Source organism: Sorangium sp. KYC3313, from assembly GCF_052075895.1.
GTDB classification, from domain to species: domain Bacteria; phylum Myxococcota_A; class Polyangia; order Polyangiales; family Polyangiaceae; genus Sorangium; species Sorangium cellulosum_B.
Genome location: NZ_CP197255.1, coordinates 4,118,293 through 4,138,614, shown reverse-complemented (window position 1 = coordinate 4,138,614; position 20,322 = coordinate 4,118,293). Strand labels below are relative to the sequence as shown.

14 protein-coding genes are annotated in these 20,322 nt (G+C 72.0%); 5 read left to right on the top strand and 9 right to left on the bottom strand.

All coding sequences use genetic code 11. From position 1 onward, the window contains the following. Nucleotides 1-184: 184 nt before the first annotated feature. The 9 genes from ACSRUE_RS16090 to ACSRUE_RS16050 form a co-directional block, all read right to left on the bottom strand. Entirely contained in the window at nt 185-928 is a 744-nt protein-coding gene (locus ACSRUE_RS16090; protein ID WP_441291763.1) for a hypothetical protein, read from the bottom strand. 311 nt (nt 929-1,239) lie between these two features. After that, the gene (locus ACSRUE_RS16085; protein WP_441291762.1) at nt 1,240-3,453 is read right to left on the bottom strand and encodes a hypothetical protein; all 2,214 of its coding nucleotides are present in this window, start codon (nt 3,451-3,453) and stop codon (nt 1,240-1,242) included. Then, nucleotides 3,450-4,904: a hypothetical protein gene (locus ACSRUE_RS16080; RefSeq protein ID WP_441291761.1), complete on the bottom strand. Its 1,455-nt coding sequence runs from the start codon at nt 4,902-4,904 to the stop codon at nt 3,450-3,452. Before ACSRUE_RS16080 ends, ACSRUE_RS16085 begins: the two co-directional genes overlap by 4 nt. A 280-nt stretch (nt 4,905-5,184) precedes the next feature. Beyond that, nucleotides 5,185-6,159: a hypothetical protein gene (locus tag ACSRUE_RS16075; protein ID WP_441291760.1), complete on the bottom strand. Its 975-nt coding sequence runs from the start codon at nt 6,157-6,159 to the stop codon at nt 5,185-5,187. A gap of 537 nt (nt 6,160-6,696) precedes the next feature. Next, nucleotides 6,697-8,244 carry a hypothetical protein gene (locus tag ACSRUE_RS16070; RefSeq protein ID WP_441291759.1) on the bottom strand — a complete coding sequence of 516 codons (1,548 nt, stop codon included), beginning with the start codon at nt 8,242-8,244 and terminating at the stop codon, nt 6,697-6,699. 45 nt (nt 8,245-8,289) lie between these two features. Then, complete coding sequence (locus tag ACSRUE_RS16065; protein WP_441291758.1) at nt 8,290-9,903, bottom strand: hypothetical protein; 1,614 nt, start codon at nt 9,901-9,903, stop codon at nt 8,290-8,292. A 245-nt stretch (nt 9,904-10,148) separates the two neighbouring features. Continuing rightward, nucleotides 10,149-10,877: a competence/damage-inducible protein A gene (locus ACSRUE_RS16060; RefSeq protein WP_437294310.1), complete on the bottom strand. Its 729-nt coding sequence runs from the start codon at nt 10,875-10,877 to the stop codon at nt 10,149-10,151. 16 nt (nt 10,878-10,893) lie between these two features. Then, entirely contained in the window at nt 10,894-11,265 is a 372-nt protein-coding gene (xseB, locus tag ACSRUE_RS16055; RefSeq protein ID WP_441291757.1) for an exodeoxyribonuclease VII small subunit, read from the bottom strand. Continuing rightward, a complete protein-coding gene (locus ACSRUE_RS16050) occupies nt 11,262-13,487 on the bottom strand; it encodes a HEAT repeat domain-containing protein (RefSeq protein ID WP_441291756.1) in 2,226 nt (741 codons plus the stop codon). The genes xseB and ACSRUE_RS16050 overlap by 4 nt, the downstream gene beginning before the upstream one ends. 153 nt (nt 13,488-13,640) lie before the next feature. Here ACSRUE_RS16050 and ACSRUE_RS16045 point away from each other — a divergent pair, with 153 nt between their 5' ends. From ACSRUE_RS16045 to ACSRUE_RS16025, 5 genes are all read left to right on the top strand, one after another. Beyond that, the gene (locus tag ACSRUE_RS16045; RefSeq protein ID WP_441291755.1) at nt 13,641-15,533 is read left to right on the top strand and encodes a radical SAM protein; all 1,893 of its coding nucleotides are present in this window, start codon (nt 13,641-13,643) and stop codon (nt 15,531-15,533) included. A gap of 208 nt (nt 15,534-15,741) precedes the next feature. Further along, nucleotides 15,742-17,544 (top strand): protein kinase domain-containing protein, encoded by a 1,803-nt coding sequence (locus ACSRUE_RS16040; RefSeq protein WP_441291754.1) that lies wholly within the window; start codon nt 15,742-15,744, stop codon nt 17,542-17,544. 376 nt (nt 17,545-17,920) lie between these two features. Continuing rightward, nucleotides 17,921-18,241 (top strand): hypothetical protein, encoded by a 321-nt coding sequence (locus ACSRUE_RS16035; RefSeq protein ID WP_441291753.1) that lies wholly within the window; start codon nt 17,921-17,923, stop codon nt 18,239-18,241. Between the two features lie 258 nt (nt 18,242-18,499). Beyond that, nucleotides 18,500-19,363 carry a lysophospholipid acyltransferase family protein gene (locus ACSRUE_RS16030; protein ID WP_437765059.1) on the top strand — a complete coding sequence of 288 codons (864 nt, stop codon included), beginning with the start codon at nt 18,500-18,502 and terminating at the stop codon, nt 19,361-19,363. After that, nucleotides 19,360-20,295, top strand: coding sequence for an SDR family oxidoreductase (locus tag ACSRUE_RS16025; RefSeq protein WP_437765058.1), 936 nt, complete (start codon nt 19,360-19,362; stop codon nt 20,293-20,295). Before ACSRUE_RS16030 ends, ACSRUE_RS16025 begins: the two co-directional genes overlap by 4 nt. Nucleotides 20,296-20,322 lie beyond the last annotated feature (27 nt).

The window sequence follows — 20,322 nt, the reverse complement described above, 5'->3', positions numbered from 1 at the left end:
AAACGGCGGCGGACGGCTCCGAAAGAGCGGATGCCCACCCCCGACCCGTGCTCGGCGCTCCGCGCCTGCGCGCGGTCCGCCCCTCCCTAATCGCGCGCTCCGCGCGCTCAGGGAGGGGTGCGCCGTCCAGCAGATGCGCGCCTGGGTGCGACGCCCGAAGGACCGAGAGCATTCGCGGCCACTGTCAGGACATCAGGCCGAGCACGAAGAGCGCGTCGGACCAGAGCGGCCACAGCGTGCGGTAGGGGTGGGTCGCTAGCATCACGCCGCCGTTCGGGAGGCGGCGGACGTGGAAGGGCGCGTGCTCTTCGAGGAAACGGGTGTGCCCGCGCGACGTGACCTTTGCCCGGAAGGCAGGCGGACCCTCTCCCTCGGCCGCCTCCCCGAGCTGGCGGAGCAGCTCCATGATCTCGCGCGCCTGTGGCTCGGCCGCGCGCCACGCCTCGTCGGGCACCGCCGCGGCCTCGAGCGCTTCGAGCAGCGCAGCCGGCGGTGTCGCTAACGCCTTGAGCACGGTCTCTCGCGAAAGGGAACGCGTGAGCTCGCTGCCCCCTTTCATCGGCACGCGCGCGCCGCACGGCGCGGCGTCGACGCGCGCGTGCAGCGCCTCCAGCGACATGCCCGCTATGCGTGAGACGCTCTCCTTATGGTGGAGGCTCACCCACGAGAGGGCGAGGTCGCGCGCGAGCTCCGCGGCGTTCGCGTTGTAGGTCGCGCACATCTCGACCGGAGCGATCCAGTCCTCCTTGTCCGTGCAGGCGCCGGTCGGCACGCGCCCGCTCGTGTCCGACGCACACAGGCGGAGCAGGAGATCCTCGATGTCGCCCTGGACCATGTGGCAGGCGACCGCGGCCTCGGCCTCCACGAAGCGTGGGCTGTAACTGCCCACGGCGATCTCGAACGGGAAGAAATCCCGCTTCTCGCACATTCGCAGCTTGAGAGGGCCGCTTGGAGAGCGACGTTCGCTCTCTTCGGGGTAGCACGCGATGCCGGCACAGATGTCGCGCTCGGAATCGCGCAGATTCACGCCGGACAGTATGTGAGCGCTCTTCAAACCTCCGAAGTGGGCGCGGACCATGGCGAGAACCTCGTCGACCGAATGCGTCTCGCACGATATGCTCGCGCTCATCATCAGGCCGATGAGATCCCCCGGGATGACGAGGGCCGATAGCGCCGCGGCGAACGCATCGAGCCGTTCTACCTCGTCACACCACGCAAAAAAGTGGGGGCCTGATTCGCTCATAGACGGATCACCATGATGAACTTGTCGAAGTCTATCAGGGGCACGGTCTTTCCCTCGTCCGAATCGAACAGGTAGCCATCCTTGACCGTGTACTTTTTCGGTTCGAACTCCGCCCCCTGCTCCATGATGAGCTCGACCCGCTCCACGTCTCCATCGAGCCTCTTCTTCTTCAGGGCCTTCATCGCGTTTGACAGCTGGTTGCGCACGTCGTCAACATAGATCTTTCCGCCTTTTGCCTCGCTGATGATCAGCTTGTGCCCCCGGGATATCGACACGAAGTCGGGAGCCATCGCTTCCTTGGATTTGGGGCGCGAGGTCTTCGGAATGCCGACTACCGTGCGCACGCCGTCGTCGCCGACTCCGACGAGCGATCGGCCGTCGTCCACCAGGAACTTCGCCGCCTTCTTCTCGAAGATGTTCACCTCGAACTTCGTGATCGCCCCGGTGAGGTTCTTGTACCCCCGGACGCGGTTCGTCTTCACGATCTTGGCGAACACCTCCTCGATCTCGGCAATCTCCCCGGCCACCCGGATCGCCGCCGGCCGCAGCCCGCTGCTGGTCTTGACCGCGCGCCACATCGGCCCGACCGCGCCGAGCCCGAACCCCATCCCCGAGAAGATCCGCTCCTCGTCGCTGAGCTCCTGCCCCGACGGCAGGCACCACGCCTTACCCGTCACGGCCTCGCACAGGTCGAGCGCCGGCCCCACCACCGGCACGAACCCCACCCCGATGCGCGTCGTCGCGTGCACCAGCGTCTGCATCACCTCCGCGTATGCCTCGAACCCCTCGCCCACCGTCGACATCGCCCCCGCGAAGGCGCTGATCGTTTGGTAGAGCTGCGTCTGCTCCAGGTCGAGCCCGTCCCCCGTCCACTGGTTCAGGCTGTCCTTCATCTGGTCCGCCAGTGCATCGAACCGCGGCTTCAGTACCGTGTCCACCTGCGCCCGCAGGTCGGCCGGGATGGGCGTGTCGATGAACCAGTCCGACGCATCCATGAACTTCCGCACGAACCCGGTGATCCGGTTCTGCGCCTTCAGGAACGCGTTCGTCTCCGCAAGCGACACCCCCATCCGGTCGCGCAGCGCGATCTCCAGCGCCGCGCTGTTCGCCCGCCACGCCCGCACGTTCGCCACGAAGTCCGCCCGCGCGACCACCACGTCGCCGCTCACGTCCTTCTCCAGCGCCGCGATCACGCCGTCCGCATACGCCGCGTAGGGGTCTCTCCCCTCGTCGAACGCTCCCTCCACCTCCGCGATGGCCGGCACCTCGACCCACGGCACCTCGCTCTCCCCGAGCGCGTACGCCCACGGATCGTCCGGGTTCCATCCCTCAGCGCGCGCATCCTGTGTCGCGAGGTCCGCCACCTCGTCCGCCTGCGCGCCGAACTCGTCCATCAGCCGCGCGAGCTCGCCCTCCAGGTCGCTGACGCTCTTCTTCAGGTCGTCGACGAGCTGCTCCATCGCCGCCCGCGTCGCCGGGTCGACCACGTCCTCGTACCGGTCGAGGATCGCGTCGAGGTCGGTCCGCGAGATCTCGTCGAGCGGCCGGCTCACCAGGTCGTGCAGCTCGGTGTCGAGCTGCCGCAGCAGGTCCATCCGTGCCCTAAGGTCCGCGACCCTGGCGGCGTTCCGGAGGATCGCCTCCATCAGCTTGCCGAGCGCGACCTCCAGCTCCGCGATGTCGCGCGCGAGCGCGGGGTTGATCTCCGCGAGGCCCAGGTCGGCCACGGTGCTGCCCTCGAAGCCGGTCCCATCGCGGCGGATGTCGAAGAGCGGTTTGTTGAGCCCGAGCGGCTCGGAGACGAGGTGCACCACGTCGTGCGCGTGGGTACACCAATCGCTGCCGTTCGCGGTGTGGACTCCGAAGTAGAACGCGTTGGTACCCGTGCGGAGCAGCACCGAGTCGAACCCCGCCTCGAGCGTGTTGCTCAGCGAGCCGTCGCCTTCGACCTGCAGCGCGCCCGGGATCCCGTAGGTGGGCAGGGGCGTCTGGTTCACCTCGAAGATGGCGTCGCCCTCGGTCTCCAGCTCGCCGCTCGCGCACGAGTCGACGTCCTGGCGGCTGCTCCAGAGGATGGTGTACGGCGTGCCGGCCCACGCGAACGACGGCGCCAGCACCGCCAGCACCGCCAGCGCCGTGACAAGCGCGACGAGCTTCTGGACCACCACGGAGCTCCGGCCGCGCAGCGCGACGTCCTTCGAGCTCCTCATGTCCCCTCCGCGCCGCGCACAGCGGCGTCATACGCGATCGCGGCGCCCTTCACGTCACCCGCGTCGAGCCTCGCCTGCGCTGCGTCGAGCTCCGCCGCGCCCATCCCCTTCTCCCGCAGCGCCGCGAGGCCCGCCGCGATCTTCTGCGGCAAGCCCGTCCTGAGCTCGGCCTCCGCGGCGTCGAACCGCCCTCGGAGCGCCGCGCACCCCGCCTCTCGCCACGAGGACGACGCCGCCTCGCAGAGCGGCCGCATCTGCACCAGCGCCACGAGCTCCCCGCACCGCTCGGCCAGGAGCGGTAGTCCGACCTTCTCGCTCATCGGCGGCGCCGCGGAGAGCGCCGCGACCCGCGCGCGCGCTCCCTCGCCGAACACCTCGGACGCCTTGCGGCTCCGTGCCCGCGCGCTCGCCTCGCGCACGCCCTCGTCCCCCTGGAGTGCGACGAGCGCCTGCCGGCGCAGCGCGATCCCGCCGAGCAGCGCCGTCGCCGTCGCGTCGCTCCGGGCGACCCGCCGCTGCACATACCCGAGCATCGCATTCAGCGACCGCAGCGCCCCCGACGTCATGTCCGGCACCACCGCGCCGTGCGTCGCACGGAACTCCCTGTGCGGCGCGAGCGCCTCCTCCGACGAGACAGCGAACGCCTGGAGCTCCGCCGACAGCGTCATCACCTCCGCGGCGAGCTCGCCCGGCGCGCGGCTCGCCTCGCGCGCCGCCGCGAGCACCGCCTGCTCCACACCGTCGAGCTCGTCGATCGCCGATCGCGACGCCTGCGCCGAGAGCGCCGCGTACGCCGCCGTCTCCGCCGCCTCGGTCGCGCGGTAGGCGGCGAAGCGCGCCGCCGCGCCTGCGTACCTGGATTGCAGCGGCGCGCCCTCGTCCCTGGCTCGATCGAGGATGCCCCGCACGGCGGCCATCGCCTGCTTGTCCGCCGCGATCGCGGCGATGAGCGGCTCCCGCTCGGCGCTCGCCTTGCCGGTCATCGCCTCCTTGAAGCTGTCGGCCGCATGGATCGGCTCTGCCTGGAGGGCCTCCTCCTGGCGATCCCTGATCAGCCGGAGCAGCTTGCCGAGCTCGCCGTGGAGCGTCGCCCGGAGCGACTCGGCATGCTTCTTCTCGTCGCGCACATAGGACACGACCCGATCGACGGTATCGAACCAGGCCCCGAGCTCCGCCTCGCTCGCAATGAGCTCGTCGGGCCTCACGCGACCCGACCACCGCGCCCACATGAAGATCGGCAGCTCGCCGTCCGCCTCGGCCTTGCTCCACGCGCTGGCCGGGCCCTCGCTCGCATCGACGCAGTGCTCGACAACACCGGTGTTCGGTATCGCGCAGATCCTCCCGCTCAGGGGCTCGTCCTCGCGATCCCACAGGCAGCCGGACGACGCTGCCCCGTACGTCAGAACGGCAAGGGCCGCCGCGACGATCGTCGCCAATCGCACCGTTCTCATCTCATTGCCTCCACCCCGCGATTTTTCTCGCCCGGGCACGCTCGCCCGCCCGTTCTTCAGGCGCAAGCGTCCTCACGAAAGCAGTAGGACATTGTTCGGCCGAGGAGCATGTTGGCCGGCCACGCAGATCCACGGAAATCCATGGGAAATGAATGCGAGCTGGCCACCGGCGAGGGTCCGCCCGTAACGTCGCAGGCGAGGGCGTGACAAAAAGGAAGAGGGCCCAGGTTGCAGCCTGAGCCCTCGGTCGACGCTCAGCTCCGATCAGAGCGCTCTCGGCTCAGACCGGCGCGTCATCGCCTTCGACCGGATCCTCCTCGTCCGGCGGCGCGCCGCCGGCGCTGCCACTTCCGGCGCTGCCGCTGCCAGCCGCGCCGCCTCCGCCGGGCGTCTCGGTCGCCTTCTTCCTGGTGCTCCGGCTGAAGAGCCGCCGCGTCGCGATGGGCACGAGTCGCGGGATGGTCGGATCCTGCTCGTTGGCGCGCTCGAACACCCGCACGATCTGCTCGAGCAGGATCAGGTTGATGCCGTCGGCCCGGTCGAGGTCGCCGCTCGTGACCTTCTGGCCTGCGGGGCGCGCGGCCGCGGTCTTCGCCGCCTGGGTGAGCTCCTCGGCGGTCTCTTCGAGGCGCGCGACGTAGTCCTGATCGAGCCGCATCAGCTTGGCGCGCACGGCAACGGGGCCCTTCTTCTGCGCGAGGTAGCGCTTGCCGAGCGCGGCGAGCTGGGTGAGCCCGCGCGCGAGAGCGCCCGGATCTTCCGCTGTGCCGACGGCCTGCGCGAGCTCTTCACGCGCCTCCTTGCCCGAGCCGGCGACGCCGCGAAGGACCTCATAGGCCTGGTCGCGCAGGAGCAGCGCGCGCGAGTGCCGCTCCCGCAGCGCCGCGTCCGTCGTGGCGCGCGCCGCGTCCTTCTTCTGCCCCGCGCTCTCGTGCGCCTCGAGCAGCCGCTCCAGCGCGAGCGCCTGCTCGACCGCGAGCGCGAGCAGCTCCGGCGAGAAGCCGCGCAGCTTCTCCCGCTTGTCCTTCGACGCGCCCGACCAGCACGCGTGCGCCGTCGCGTACAGGCGGCGCAGGTCCGTCAAGACACGCGAGGAGGCGATCTGCCTCCCTCGCTCGACGAGCTGGACTTCGGTCGTGCCATCGAGCAAGGCCTCGATGATGCCGGGCTCCGGCTTGCCGAGCCGCTCGGCCAGGGATTCGAGCGTGGGATCGTTGTCGATGGTCTCTTCGGGAGGAGAGGTAGGTTTGACCATCAGCGCAGGCTATGTGCACAGGGAGCGGGATGTCGAGGGGATCGTCTCGGCCCATGGCGCCTGCGAGCGCCAGAAGGAGCGTGCCTGTGAATGGCGACAGCGCGAGGCACGATATGCGCCCCGCAAGCGCGCGGCTCGCAATCGTCGGCATCGCGGCATAGGGCGTCGTCATTCCGGGAGGGGACCATCGTCAGCTTAGGTGGATGTCGTCGTCATCCGCCCGGGAGCCATCGTCGTCCGGCGCGGAGACATCGGCATCGGGGCCGGGACCCGCCGGCACGTGGCTGGAGCCCATCAGCGTCCGGACGAAACCCATCGGCATCGGGCGGCGAGCCATCGTCATCCGCCCTGGAGACGTCGTCATCGGGGCGGGTACCCGCCGTCATCCGACGGGGGGTTCCTCGTCATCCGAGGTGGAACCTGTCGTCATCCGGCGGAGACCCGTCGTCATCCGCTTGCCCGATGGGCTCCACTACCGCTTCCATCCGCCGGTTGCCCCATCCCGAACGAGCCCGACGGGCGCGACGCCGGCCGGGCTCACGGTGTGAAGCGGTACGTTTCGACGGCGAAGCCGTCGTCGCCCTTGTCGCCGTCCAGCTTGTCAGTCAAGCCGCCCTCGCCCGGCGCGCCGAGCTCGATGGTGATGTTTTCCAGGGTGAGCTGATCCTCGGACACATAGGCGATGCCGATCGATGGCCCCCCCGTACCGCCGCCGCCGTGCCCCCCGTCACCCCCGCGACCACCCGAGCCGCCCGCGCAGGCCCGAGAACCATCTGCCTGCAGCTGCCCTCCATCTCCACGGCGCCCGCCATACCCGCCGTTCTGTCCGCGACCACCCCGGCCGCCGTCCCCGCCGCTGCCCGGTTGGATCGCGACCTCGCGCAACGTCGCTCTGGCGCCCGCGAAGACGACGATGCCGATGCTGGCACCCCCACTGCCGCCCCCGCCGCCCGCGTTGCCGCCGCAACCGCCGGAGCCGCCGGAGCCGCCGGATGCGCCGCCTTTGGGGGACGCGCCGCATACGGCCGCGCCGCCGACAGATCCCCCGCCCCCGCCGGGCGTTCCGGGCGCGCCGGCCTTGCCTTCGGTTCCGCTCTCACCCACCCAGCCCGCCAGGGTCATCCGCCCCGGACCGCGCCCGCTCCGGCCGTCCGCGCCGGGATCCCCATCCTGCCCCGGTTCCCCGCGCTTACACCCGCTCTCCTCCGCGCTCGCCCCGCTGCCTCCGAGGCCATGGCCATCAGGGTTCGGGCTTGGAAGCGGCGTCCCGTCGCTCCCGGCCTCGCCGCGATCTGCGTGGCCATCGCCCCCTTTGCCGCCCGTGGACACGGAGCCGTCGTCGCAGACCGTGGTGACCGGCGCGCCGCCAGCCACGGTGCCGGCCGAGCAGGCGTCGTTCCCCGGGTTCCCGGGCGCTCCGTTGCGCGCTCGCTCCGGCTGGTCGACGCGCGTGCTGTTCCCGTGGGGCCCTCTCGCGCCGTGGCTGACCACGATGTCGCTCCGGATCAGCTCCACCGCCGCGTTCGACTCGACGACGATCCCGTACGCGGTCTGGCCGCCATCGAGAGTGTCGAACGGGCCGATTTGTCTGAAGTTCACATCCGTGAGCGTCGTGACGCCGTCGTCGAATCCCTGGCGCTCGCCCTCGTCCGGCACGATGGTCAGCGGGGCCTGTGTCCACGTGACCTGGACTACCGTCCGCGACCAGTCCGCGTCGTACTGCCAGCCGCTATCGCAATCGAACCCGCCGTGGATGTCGATCCCGGAGGGAATGGTCAGGATCTCTCGGTAGACTCGGTTGCACGCGAACACGCGGCGCCGGCCGCCGCGTGCGAGCTCGATCGCGCGCTCCAGCGACGTCACCGGGCTCGCCATCGTGCCATCCCCGCTCCGGACCGATGCGGAGATGGCGAAGACACCGCAGCCGTCGACCGCCCTGTGCGCGGCGAGCGCCTCGAGGCAGTCGGCCTCCGTCGGCGCTGCCCCACCACACTCCACCCCGCCCTCGCAGCGATCGGCCGTTCCACACCCCGCAGAGGCGACCGCCAACAGCACCACCACCCCCGCCACCACCCTCTGTTGCATCGCTCTCCCTCGTGAATCGGCGATTCGGCATGGGCACGCCGCGGTTCACCGCGGTGGCTCGATCAGCTGCTCCAACGACCAGATTTCCTGGGCGAGGCCATCGTCTCCTCGGCCGAGCCGTCGGTCGGAGCCGCCACCCGCCCCTCCCTTGCCCGCCGAGTTCAGCTGAACGACGGTGCTCGCCTTGAGATCGATGCCGCCGTGCACTCGGGCGACGGCGAGGGAGTACCCCCCGAGCCCGCCGCCGCCGCCGCCGCCGGGGCCGCCCCGCCCTCCGTGGCCGCCCTCGCAGGCATATTCCTCCTGTCCCCGATCATTCATCCCGGCCGCTCCGCCGATGCCGCCCGCCCGCCCGTAGCCCCCGGCCTGCCCGCGTCCGCCGGACCCGCCGTCGCCCCCCGCCCCCACAACGATCCACGAGTGCTCGACGACCACCTCCGCCCCCACGGTGAGGATGCCGATGCTCGATCCGCCCGCCTGCCCGGCGCCACCCCCGCGACCACCGCAGCCGCCGCCCCCGCCCGAGCCGCCGGACGCGCCGCCCTGGGGCTCCGTGCTCGCGCAGACACCGCGCCCCCGCGTTCCGCCGCCGCCGCCGCCGCCCCGGCCGATCGTGCCAGGCGTCCCCACTTCGCCCCAGGCGCCGTGCCACCCTTCGGCGCTGGCGCGCGCGGCCTTCTGCTCGCCGCCCTCGCCCGACGCGCCCGCTGCGCCGTCCTGTCCGGCCTCGCCCGCGTCACACGCGTCGGTCCCGGCTACCCCCTTCCCGCCCTGGCCGCCGGCCAGCGGAGCCATCGCGAGATCACGCTCGATCACCGCGCCGTTCTCGCCATCGCCACCGAAACCGCGCTCGCCGATGCCGCCGCGACCGCCAATCGACGTGCTGCCGTCGGGGCACAGCGTCACCGTAGGCAAGGCGCCGTGCACGAGCTCCGCCGAGCAGACCGCGGCGCCGTGGTTCCCAGGCGCGCCGTCCTCCGCGACCTCGAGCGGGGCGTCCTCGCCGGGCGCGCCGGGCGCGCCATTGCCCGGGAGGATCTCGCTCCACCTCACCTCCACGTCGGCATCGTCCGTCACGACCAGCGCGATCGACGAGCCGCCCGGCTCGGTCGCGTCCGCCGCCACGAGCCGCACGCCGAACAGGAGCGAGCGCGGCTCGCTGGAAAAGAGGTCCGAGAGGACGGCGCCGTGGGCGTGTACCAGGACCGGCACGCGGCCGGCGGGCGGCGCGACGACGGTCGGGTGCTCCGCGCCGAGGTAGGCCCAGTCCTCGCGCCCGCAGGCGCGACCTCCCCAGATCTCGACGCCCGACGGAAGGCGCACCGCCTCGTGGAAGTCCTCGGCGCACGCATAGACGTGCGGCTTGCCCTCGAGCAGCGCCTTCTGGGCCGCATGCTGCAAGGTCCTCACGGGCTCTTGTCTCGTCCCCGTGCGGGCGTCGTCTCCGTGGCTCGCGACGAACACCCCGCACTCCTCTTTCGCTGGCGCCGTGGCAGGGTCGCCGGCACACGGAAGCGGGGAGGCCGGCAGCGGCTCGCAGCTCAAGGCCTCGGCGCAGTCGTCGGAATAACCGACGGCGGCGCCGCACGAGATCATCGCCCAGCTCAGCGCGAGAGCGGTGATCGACGCTCCCGACGCGCCCGCGAAACCGCGTTTCATGGCGGCCAACGTTATACGGCCGCAGTACGAGCCTGCAACGACGCGGGGGCTGGAGCGACAGGGAAGCGGAGAGGGGAGAAACCCTCAAGGCATGAGAAAACACGTCGAGATAAGGCAATGGATACCTGGTGCATCGCCTGGACAGACGGCACCGCCACGGACTGCATCGAGCGCGCCGCTCAGATGGCTCGACCTGAGCGCCACCGCGCCGCCGACGCCGCCGAGCGGAGCGAGAGCGGCGCGCGTCACTCGACGCGGACGATCGTCTCCGCGGGGAGGCTCTCGGCGAAGGCGTCGCGCGCCGCGCGCACCCTCGCCTCGACGAGGCCGTCGAACGTGAGCTTCGTGCGGTACTCGACGCCGGACCACCTCGGATAAGAGCCGATGTCGACGTCGCGGTGGGCCTCGACCACGCGGTCGAGCATCGGCTTGAGCTGCCCCTCGTCGAGGGTCGTGAACACCGCGAGCGAGACGAACGGCGCCCCGCCGGAGAGCTCCGCCTGGATGAGCGCCTGCTTCGCCCGGAAGATCTGCGGCACGCCGGGCAGCATCCACACGTTGCGCATCACCACGCCGGGCCACGCGGCGCTGCCGCCGGTCACGAGCCGCGCGCCCTCCGGGATGCGGGCCATGAGCAGGTGCCCCTCGGTGAGCCGATCGCCGTAGTAATCGCGCAGGAGGCTCTCGATGTTGGGCGCGCTGACCACCGGCACGCCGAACGCGCGCGCGACGCCCGCGATCGTCAGGTCGTCGTGCGTCGGGCCCACGCCGCCGCTCGTGAAGACCCAGTCGTGCGACGCCGCGAGCGCCCGCACCTCGGCGGCGATCACCTCGAGCTCGTCGAGCACCATGACCGCCCGCTCCAGCCTGACGCCGAGCGCGCGCAGGGTGCCCGCGAGCACGACCAGGTTCTCGTCAGCGATCTTCCCGCTGAGCAGCTCGTTGCCGATGATCAGCGCCGCCGCCGTCCTCATGTCGCCCTTCTTCCGCTCAGCTCTCGAACTCGCGCGTCACCGAGCGCCCGTCGGCGTCCAGCCCGAGCAGCTCCTCGACGCGCTTCTCCGCGCGATCGAGGCGCTCCTGCGCCGACCGCGAGAGGCGGATGCCCTCCTCGAAGAGCGAGAGCGCGCGCTCGAGCGGCAGGTCGCCGCCCTCGAGCTCCGCGACGATCTTCGCGAGGCGGCGCGTCGACTCCTCGAACGACATCGCGCCGGCGCCCGCGTCGCCGCTCCGCGGAGCGCGGTCGGCCTCGCCCTTCGCCGGCGCCCCGGCGGCGCCGGGCTCCGCGCTCGATTCGGCGCGTGATTCGGCGCGTGATTCCACGCCCGCGCCCTCGTCCGTCGCGTTGCTCATCGTCGTCATGAGCCAGCGTCCCCCGGGGGTGCGGCCGGCGCAAGCAGGACGGCGCTCACGCCGGGCGGCACCGCCGGCACGAGGAGCACGCCGTCGGGATCGGCGACGACGGGGACCGCCAGCCCATCCGGCCGGACGAGCCGCGCCGGGCGCGAGGAAGCGCTCCCGGACGCGCTCCGGTCGTTCGGGACGATGGCCACCCACACGACGCCCGTCGCCAGCGCGGAGCGGGGCCGATCGAGCGCCCGCGCGTCGGCGCCGGAGAGGGCGGCCCGCGCGAGCGCGCGCACCCCTTCGTCAGGATCGAGATCCCGCGCCGCGACGAGGACGCGCCTGCGCTGCACCTCGGTGCGCCGGGACAGGCCGCGGACGATCGCGCGGCGCACCGCGGGGTCGTCCTCGAAGCGGTACGCGCGGGCGAGGAGGGAGACGCTGTCGGGCATGGGGTCGCTCCCGAGGCCGAGCGCGACGTGCGCGCGCACGACGGGATCGCCCCCCTCGAGCAGCCGCTCGATCCTGCCGCGGACCACCTCGTCGTCGCGGTGCGCGAGCGCGCGGGCGGCGAGCGGCGACAGCGGTCCGCCCGCCTCCGCGAGCGCGGCGAGCCGCGAGGTCGCGATCGCCCCGCCCCCGGGCTCCGCGAGCAGCGCGACGCCGGCGGAGATCGCCGCCGCGTCGGGCGCTGCGTCGCCGCTCTTCGCGGCGCTCGCGTCGCCGGGCGGCGACCCGGCGCCCGGCGCGGCGAGCGCCGCGAAGAGCGGCGCGAGGGCGGCGAGGGCGCGCTCGCCCCGAGCGAGCGCGCCGCGCGCCGCCGCGTGGACCGCCGCGCGATCGCACGAGGACGGGGAGCAGGCGCCGACGACATCGACCGCGTCGCGGAGGCCGAGCGCCACGGCGCCGAACACCCCGACGGCGCGATCGCTCGACCCGCTCGGCGCGGCGAGCGCGGCGAGCAGCCGCTTCTCGAGCGCCTCGGGCGCGTCGCGCAGCACGAGCCCGCGGACCACCCCGGCGCGCAGGCCGAGCCTGCGGAGGTCCGCGTCCTTCGCGGCGCGCGGGCCATCGAAGAGCTCCGCGACCGCGGCCCGCGCCTCGGCCCCCGGCATCGTCGCCAGCGCGAACGCGGCCGCCGTCGCGAGCTCGGGGCGCTCGTTCAGGACCCGGCGCAGCTGCCGCGCCGCCTCCGCGCCGCCCGCGCGGCCGATCGCCGCGACCGCGCGGGGCCGCGCGTCGTCGGGGAGCAGCGGGAGGGCGCGCGCGAGCGCCGGCGCGAGCCGCTCCGCCGGCCCGAGCTCGGCCAGCCTGAGCCCCTCCATCCGCCCGAGCTCGGATCCGAGCAGCGCGGCCACGGCGTCCGCCGCCTCCGGCGCGCCGAGGTACACGAGGATCTCCGCCGTCGGCTCGAAGAGCCCCGGCTCTGGCTTGCGGAGCCACGCGCGGGCCTTCGCCAGCGCCGCCTCGTCGCCGAGGCGCGCGAGGGCGCGCGCCGCGGCCACCTGCGCCGCCCTGTCGCCGCCCTCGAGCATCGGCCGGAGCGCCGCGATCGCCCGGAGATCGCCGAGATCGCCGAGGAAGCTCGCGAGCGCCGGCTCGAGCCGCTTGCGGCTGCCGAGCAGGAGCTGGAGCGACGCGGGCGGGTGCGCCTTGATCGCGCGCGCGGCGGCCTCGCCCGCGGCCCCGCCCTGCACGATCGCGTTCACGAGCACGCCGAGGGCGCGCCGCTCGCCCGTGCGCGCGAGCGCGAGGGCGGCGGTGCCGCGCAGCACCTCGCCGAGCGGCGAGGCGGCGCCGCGCGCGGGCGCGCTCTCCGAGAGCTCGCGCGCGAGGAGCTGGCGCACGCTGTCCCGCTGCGCGTGCGGCGCGAGCGCCCGCACCGCCGCGAGGCGCGCCCTGGGATCGCGCGCCCCCGGGGCGCCGTGCTGCTCGAGCGCGGCGAGCAGCGCGCTCACCGCCTCCTCGGTGCCGATCGCCCCGAGGCGCTCGATGCCGCGGAGCCGCGCCGCCGGGTCGCTCGACGAGAGCAGCCGCTCGCCGACGGGCACGCCGACGCTGCCGCGCAGCGGCGTCGCGCCGGCCGCGGCCCCCGCGGGCGCCTTGCCGCCTTCCGCCGCGGCCCGCGGCGCCCGGGCGGTCCGCGAAGCCGGCTGAGGCGCCGCCGGGCCCGCCATCGCGGTGGCCGCGAGCGCCGCGGCGAGGCCCAGGGCGCGGGGGGTTCCAGGGAGGAATCGCATTCGCTGCGCCGCACTATCCCGCGATCGACGGCCCGCTGTCACGCCCCAGGCCGAGCCGTGTCAGCGCCGCGTGATAGCCTGGAATTTGATGGAAGCACGCGCTAGGTCGACCTACCGTGCAGCCGCGAAATGCGGCTGTGAGAGAGGTGACGCTTGATCGACCTGGTACGGATACTGGAAAAGGCCATCACGGTCTCCGCCGGCAAGGCGTGGCCGATCTTGCAGCGACTGAGCCGCCTCGGCGGCGAGCCCAGGCCGTTTCACCCGAAGTGGAGCGACAAGCCGATCCCGAGGGGCGGCGAGCGCACGAAGCCCCCGCTCGGCTGGCCTCGCGAGACGGACAGCCTGTGCCCGCGCTGCGTCAAGGAGGCGCGCGCCGAGATCCTGAGTGGCAGGGCGGACTGGACCAAGCTCATCACGGACAAGCCCGGGGAGATCCGCGCCAGCATCGTCGCGCGCGAAGGGCGCGTGGTCATGGAGAAGACGTGCCCGAAGCATGGCTTCTTCTCGGACACGATCTCGATCGACCCGGCGTTCCTGGCCCGGATCGAGCGTCTCTTCGGCGGCCGCGACGTCGAGATGACGAAGGACAGGATCCACGACCACGGTTCGAGCACCATCCGTTACGGTCGCGGCGCGGTGCTCACGGTCGACCTGACGAACCGCTGCAACATGATGTGCGACCCGTGCTTCATGGATGCCAATCAGGTCGGCTACGTGCATGAGCTCTCCTGGGAGGAGATCACGCGGATCCTGGACGACGCGGCGGCGGTGCGCCCGCGCCGCCAGATGTCGATCCAGTTCTCCGGCGGCGAGCCGACGCTGAGCCCGCACTTCCTCGACGCGATCCGGTACGCGCGCGAGAAGGGGTACTTCGCGGTGCAGTGCGCGACGAACGGGATCCGCTTCGCGGACGAGCCGGGCTTCGCCAGGAAGGCCAAGGAAGCGGGCCTCCGGATGGCGTACCTGCAGTTCGACGGGGTCACGAACGCCGCGAACGGCCACCGGAAGATCGGGAACCTCTACGACGTGAAGCTGCGGGCGATCGAGGAGCTCTCGGCCGCCGGGATCGACGTCATCCTGGTCGTGACGATCGTCAACGGGGTCAACAACGATCAGGTGGGGCCCATCATCGACTTTGCGGTCCAGAACGCCGACAAGATCACCGTCGTCAGCTTCCAGCCGGTCAGCTTCACCGGCCGCGACGAGGACATCTCCGACGAGCTGCGCGAGCAGCAGCGCTATACGCTGAGCCACCTCGCGCACGACATCGCCCGTCAGACCGGCGTGACCGACCCGCTGCGCGACTGGTTCCCCCTGTCGGCGCTCAGCCCCTTCGGCAACGTGACCGACCTCCTCGACGGCCCCGACAAGGACTGGGGGCAAATCAACTGCGGCTGCCACCCGAACTGCGGGATCGGGACCGTGCTGTTCGTCCACAAGAAGACGAAGCAGATGGTCCCGCTGCTCGACTTCATCGATGTCGAAGGGCTGCTCTCCGACCTGCGCGCGATCTTCGACGCGGGGCGCGGCCGCGCCCTCACGAAGGCGCAGGTCGTCGCCGCGCTGCTGCGCCATTACCAGCCGGAGAACGCGCCGCCCGGCTTCCACCTCGCGACGCTCGTGAAGCAGTTCATGAGCCAGACGGGCGCCGCGCACGCCGGCGAGGGCGACGCCCGCGAGTACGAGTGGCGGGTCCTTTTCGTCGCGGGCATGTGGTTCCAGGACCTGTTCAATTACGACTTCCGTCGCACCGAGATGTGCATCATTCCGTACGGAACACAGCTCGGCGAGATCAGCTTCTGTGCGTACAACACCGGGGCTGGGTGGCGGAATATCCTCGAGAAGATGAAGGCCAACGCCACGGTGGCCGAGTGGTACAAAAAGCACGGCAGGCACCCTGTCTATGCGAAGAATCAGGATCTTCCTTTGCCGGCCTACGACAACCCCCTGACGATCATCGAGCACGACCTTGCATTGCGCGAGCGCGAGCAGGGCGGCGCGCGCCCACGGCGGGCGGCCAGGCGGCTGCCGATCGTGAGCTGATCGCGCTCCCGCGCCGCGCGCGGCCCTGGATCGCCGAGAGACAGGTCACGTGAGCCGCTGGGCTCGGCGCCCCTGGGCTCGGCGCTCGGTCGCAGGGCACCTCACATCGACACAGAATCCGGTTCTCCTCGCGGCCGTGTGGGAGGAGGCTCGCGCGAGCGGCGCGGGAGTCGTGGAGAACGCATCACGCATGGTGTAGTCTGGTCACGTGACCTTGCACGCGGGCCGCTATGAGAGCTTGCGCGCCATCGCGTCAGGCGGCATGGCGACGGTGTATCTCGGGCGGGCCCTGGGCGCCGGCGGGTTCGAGCGCCTCGTCGCCCTGAAGATGATGCACCCGCACATCGCGGCGGAGCCCGAGTTCGTCGCGATGTTCCTCGACGAGGCGCGCCTCGCGGCGCGGGTCCGCCACCCCAATGTCGTCGCGACGTTCGATCTCGTCGAGGACCCGCTGTTCCTCGTCATGGAGTACATCGAGGGGCCGTCGCTGCACAGCTTGCTCCGCACGTGCGCGCGGGCGAAGCGGCCCGTCCCGCTCGGGATCGTGCTCCGCATCTTCCTCGACGTGCTCGCGGGTCTCCACGCCGCGCACGAGCTCACGGGGGGCGAGGGCGAGCCGCTCAACCTCGTGCACCGCGACGTCTCGCCGCAGAACGTGCTCGTCGGCGTCGACGGCATCGCGCGCATCACCGACTTCGGCGTGGCCCGCGCCGAGACGCGGCTCATGTCGACGCGGGGCAACGCGCTCAAGGGCAAGCTCGCCTACATGGCCCCCGAGCAGATCCGGGCCGCGAACGTCGACCGTCGCAGCGACGTGTACTCGGCCGGCGTGGTGCTCTGGGAGATGCTCACGGAAGAGCGCCTGTTCAAGGCCGACAACGACGGCGCGCTGCTCGCGCAGATCCTCCAGGGCGCGCCCGCGGGTCCGCGCGGGGTGGTCCCGTCGGTGCCGGCCGCGCTCGACCAGATCTGCCTGCGCGCGCTGCGCACCGACCCCGACGACCGCTTCCCGACCGCCGCGGCGTTCGCCGAGGCGCTGGAAGACGCAGCCACGCAGACGCCGGGCCTCGCTGTGTCGTCGCCCCGGGCGGTGGAGGCGCTCATCAAGGAGGTCGGTTTGCGCGGGCCGCCGGAGAGCCTCACCGCGCCGCTCAGCGCGCGGGGCGGCCCCGCGTCGGCGCCCCGGTCGGCGCGATCGCCGCTGAGCCAGCGCTCTCCGTTGAGCGATCCTCTGCCCCTGAGCCCGCGCTCTCCATTGAGCGATCGTCTGCCCCTGAGCCAGCGCGCTCCCCTGACCCAGCGGAGCGTCGGGGCGGCGCAGGACAACTCGGGCGCCGAGAGCAGCGCGCCGGGGCTGGGCGCCGTCGTCTCCGAGGCCGTCTCCCGCGGCCGGCACCACATCGTGCGCCGCCGCGTGCTCGCCAGCGCCTGCGCTGTCGCGCTCGCGGTCGGGGCGGGCGCCTTTCTCGCCGCCGGCCAGCAAGAGCCAGCCGTTCCCTTCACGGCGGAGAACGCCTCTGTCTCCCGGATCTCGTCCTTCTTCCCCGCGGCCGCGGCGGCCAGCGGGCCGGTCCAGGCGGCCTCGCCCGGGCATCCCGGCGACCCGGCCGGGTCCCCGGTCCCCGGCGGCTCCGCTCGGGGCGCTGTTCCCGACAGCTCCGCTCGGGGCGTGATTCCCGGCGGAGCCGCCCAGGGCTCCGCCCCTGACCGGTCCACCCACGGCTCCACGCCCGGTGGGCCCGCGCAGGTCCCTGCCCCCACCGCCAACCGTGCGACGAGCCCCGCCCCGCGGCCGATCTCCCGAGCAACCCCGCCCGCGGCCGTCAAGCCGAGGACGAGCCGGCCCGACACGCGCGCGACCAGCGGATCCGCGGCCCCGACCGCGAAGCCGGCCACCCGCTCATCGACCGTTCGGAGCGCGGCGCCGAAGACCGCGCCAAAGGCGCCAGAGCCGAAGCGGAGCGCTCCGCGGACGTCCTCCCGGACGCCCTTCAAGCCATCCGGCCTGTGACGCGCACAGGGCTGTGACGCACGACGTCACCGCGGAGATAGCCCAAGACGGTACGTGCGCATGGATCCAGCGCGCCTCCCGGGCCGAGCCATGATCCTTTTCGCCGCCGCGTCCAACACTCCGACCATGGAGACACGTCCAACACCCCGACGACCGCGAGCACCCGCGACCTCGGCGCCGATAGCGCGACGCCGGGTCGCGCTATCGCACATTGAACGCGCGGCATCGCCTACATGCTCACGGAAGACAGCAGAACGTCAGTGGTCGCCTCACGAGCGCGATAGGGGAGGTAGGCTATTCTTGTCGTAGGGCGGTATGTGCTCGCCCAAGTGAAAGACGCGCCGCGCGTCGGACGTTACCCGGGGGGAACCAGCTCATGCGCTCGCTTTTTGAGCAGGTCGTCGAGTGCTGTGGCCTCGCACCCGCGTTCGCCAGAAAGCTCATCCAGGAGGCCTGCGAGCGGAGCGATGTGTCACCGCCCGAAGCGATGACGCCAGCCGATCTCATCCGCACGCTCCCTCACATCCGCCAGGCCCTCGGCGTCTTCCTCGATCCCGGGGAGGTGGCGCTGAAGACGGCCGCGATGCGAGCCCTCGTCAAGGGCTCCTGGCCGTCGATGGCCGCGGTCGTCCCCCCTGGCTCGAACCAGGAGAGCCGGCCCCCTCAGGACGAGCCGAAGGCCAAATCGAGATCGTAGAGCTCCGCGTGCGAACGCCGCATTCCGAGCGCGACATACGTCGACTGCGCTCGCGCGTTCGCGGTCTCCACGTACAGGCGGTTGTTCGCCGCGGCGCGTTATGTTTCGAGGAGCGATCCTCGACGAGCGCGCCCGGCGCGCGGCGCGTGGTCCATGGCTCCGCCGCGCCGGCTGCCTCTTGTGCCGGTTGGCGGAGGTTGTGCTCCTCGCCCGATCGCGCATACCCTCCGGGCGCCGAAGCCTCCCGGAGGGTGACCCTTGACTCTGCTCGTCAGCGACTCGATTGCCCAGCGCGTCCAGCGGCTGGAGATCCCTTTCAACAGCTTCGGGGTCGATCCGTACGGCATTTCCCGGAAGCACCTGGGTCTCTTCTTCTCCCTCCTGGACTTCTTCTATCATCATTACTTCTCGGTGGGCGTGACGGGCCTGGAGAACGTCCCCGCGCGCGGGCGGGCGATGCTCGTCGGCAATCACTGCGGGGGAGTCGCCATCGACGGGGCGATGGTGGTCGCGTCGATGTTCTTCGCCATGGATCCTCCGCGTCTGGCCGAGGGGATGGCGGAGAAATTCATCAATCGCCTCCCCTTCACCTCGCTCTGGTCGAGCCGCACAGGGCAGTTCACCGGCCTCCCCGAGCACGCGAGCCGCCTCCTCGAGGACGAGCGGCTGCTCATGGTGTTCCCCGAGGGAGCGCGCGGCACCGCCAAGCTCTACAGCGAGCGCAACTCGCTCGTGCACTTCGGATCGGGGTTCGTCCGGCTCGCGATGAAGACGAGGACGCCCGTCATCCCCTTCGGCTTCGTCGGCGGCGGCGAGGCGGTGCCGACCATCGCCAACTCGTACACGATCGGCCGGCTGTTCGGCGTGCCGTACATCCCGATCACCCCGTACCTCATCCCGGCGCCGCTGCCGGTCCAGCTGGAGATCACGTACGGCGAGCCGATGACGTTCGCCGGGACCGGCGCCGAGGAAGACGAGGTGATCCTGGGCCACGTCGAGCAGGTGAAGGCGAGGATCGCCGAGCTCATCGAGGCCGGGCGAAAGCGGCGCCGCGGGAAGCTGGCAGTGGACTGGCGCGGCGCCACGCCGCCCAGGCCCGCCTCATCGAAGGAGCACGCATGAGGGTCCTCATCCCAGGGATCACCGGCCCGCTGGGCCGCATGGTCGCGACGCGCCTCCTCGAGGAGGGGCACGAGGTGATCGGCATCGACCGGCGGCCGTGGCCGACCGCCCCGGCCGGCATCGAGATGCACAACGTGGATCTGCAGAAGCGCGCCGCGGAGGACGTGTTCCGCAAGACCCGGCCCCAGGCCGTCATCCACATGGCGACCGTGACGCACCTCGTGGAACAGACGGAGGAGCGGTATCGGATCAACCTCGGCGGCACGCGCGTCGTCTTCGACAACAGCCGCGCCTGCGGGGTCGAACACGTGATCTTCGTCGGCCGACACACCTACTACGGCGCCGGCCCCGAATCGCCGCTCTACCACACGGAGGAGGATCCTCCGATGGCGGTGTCCACCTTCCCCGAGCTCGCCGACCTCGTCGCGGCCGATCTCTACGCCTGCACGGCGCTCTGGCGCGCTCCCGAGCTCTGCACGACCGTTCTCCGCATGTGCTACACGCTCGGCCCGACAGGCCACGGCACGCTGGCGAGCTTCCTCCGAGGCCCCCGCGTCCCGTACGTGCTCGGGTTCGACCCGCTGTTCCAGTTCATGCACGAGCGGGACGTCGTGACCGCCATCTGCCTCGCCCTCGAGAAGCGCATCCGCGGCGTCTACAACGTCTCTGGCCCGCAGCCTGTGCCCCTGTCGCTCATCATCCGGGCGGCGGGCCGGGTGGCGGTGCCCCTCCCCGAGTTCGTGCTGCGCAACGCGCTCGGCCGCTTCGGCCTGCCGAAGCTCCCTCGCGCGGCGCTGACCCACATCAAGTACCCCGTCGTCGTGGACGGCGCCGCCTTCCGCGCCGCCACGGGGTTCAAGCACGCCGTCGACGAAGCCCAGGCGATCCGCGAGTACCGCGACGCCCACCCGGTCCCAGCGAGCCGCCCCTGAGCCGGGGAGCTCATCTCACGAGATAAG

Bases quoted from the DNA above. Each gene is read 5' to 3' on its own strand.
- ACSRUE_RS16090 (WP_441291763.1), bottom strand. From the start codon at position 928: ATGTGCGAGAAGCGGGATTTCTTCCCGTTCGAGATCGCCGTGGGCAGT.
- ACSRUE_RS16085 (WP_441291762.1), bottom strand. From the start codon at position 3,453: ATGAGGAGCTCGAAGGACGTCGCGCTGCGCGGCCGGAGCTCCGTGGTG.
- ACSRUE_RS16080 (WP_441291761.1), bottom strand. From the start codon at position 4,904: ATGAGAACGGTGCGATTGGCGACGATCGTCGCGGCGGCCCTTGCCGTT.
- ACSRUE_RS16075 (WP_441291760.1), bottom strand. From the start codon at position 6,159: ATGGTCAAACCTACCTCTCCTCCCGAAGAGACCATCGACAACGATCCC.
- ACSRUE_RS16070 (WP_441291759.1), bottom strand. From the start codon at position 8,244: ATGCAACAGAGGGTGGTGGCGGGGGTGGTGGTGCTGTTGGCGGTCGCC.
- ACSRUE_RS16065 (WP_441291758.1), bottom strand. From the start codon at position 9,903: ATGAAACGCGGTTTCGCGGGCGCGTCGGGAGCGTCGATCACCGCTCTC.
- ACSRUE_RS16060 (WP_437294310.1), bottom strand. From the start codon at position 10,877: ATGAGGACGGCGGCGGCGCTGATCATCGGCAACGAGCTGCTCAGCGGG.
- xseB (WP_441291757.1), bottom strand. From the start codon at position 11,265: ATGACGACGATGAGCAACGCGACGGACGAGGGCGCGGGCGTGGAATCA.
- ACSRUE_RS16050 (WP_441291756.1), bottom strand. From the start codon at position 13,487: ATGCGATTCCTCCCTGGAACCCCCCGCGCCCTGGGCCTCGCCGCGGCG.
- ACSRUE_RS16035 (WP_441291753.1), top strand. From the start codon at position 17,921: ATGCGCTCGCTTTTTGAGCAGGTCGTCGAGTGCTGTGGCCTCGCACCC.
- ACSRUE_RS16025 (WP_437765058.1), top strand. From the start codon at position 19,360: ATGAGGGTCCTCATCCCAGGGATCACCGGCCCGCTGGGCCGCATGGTC.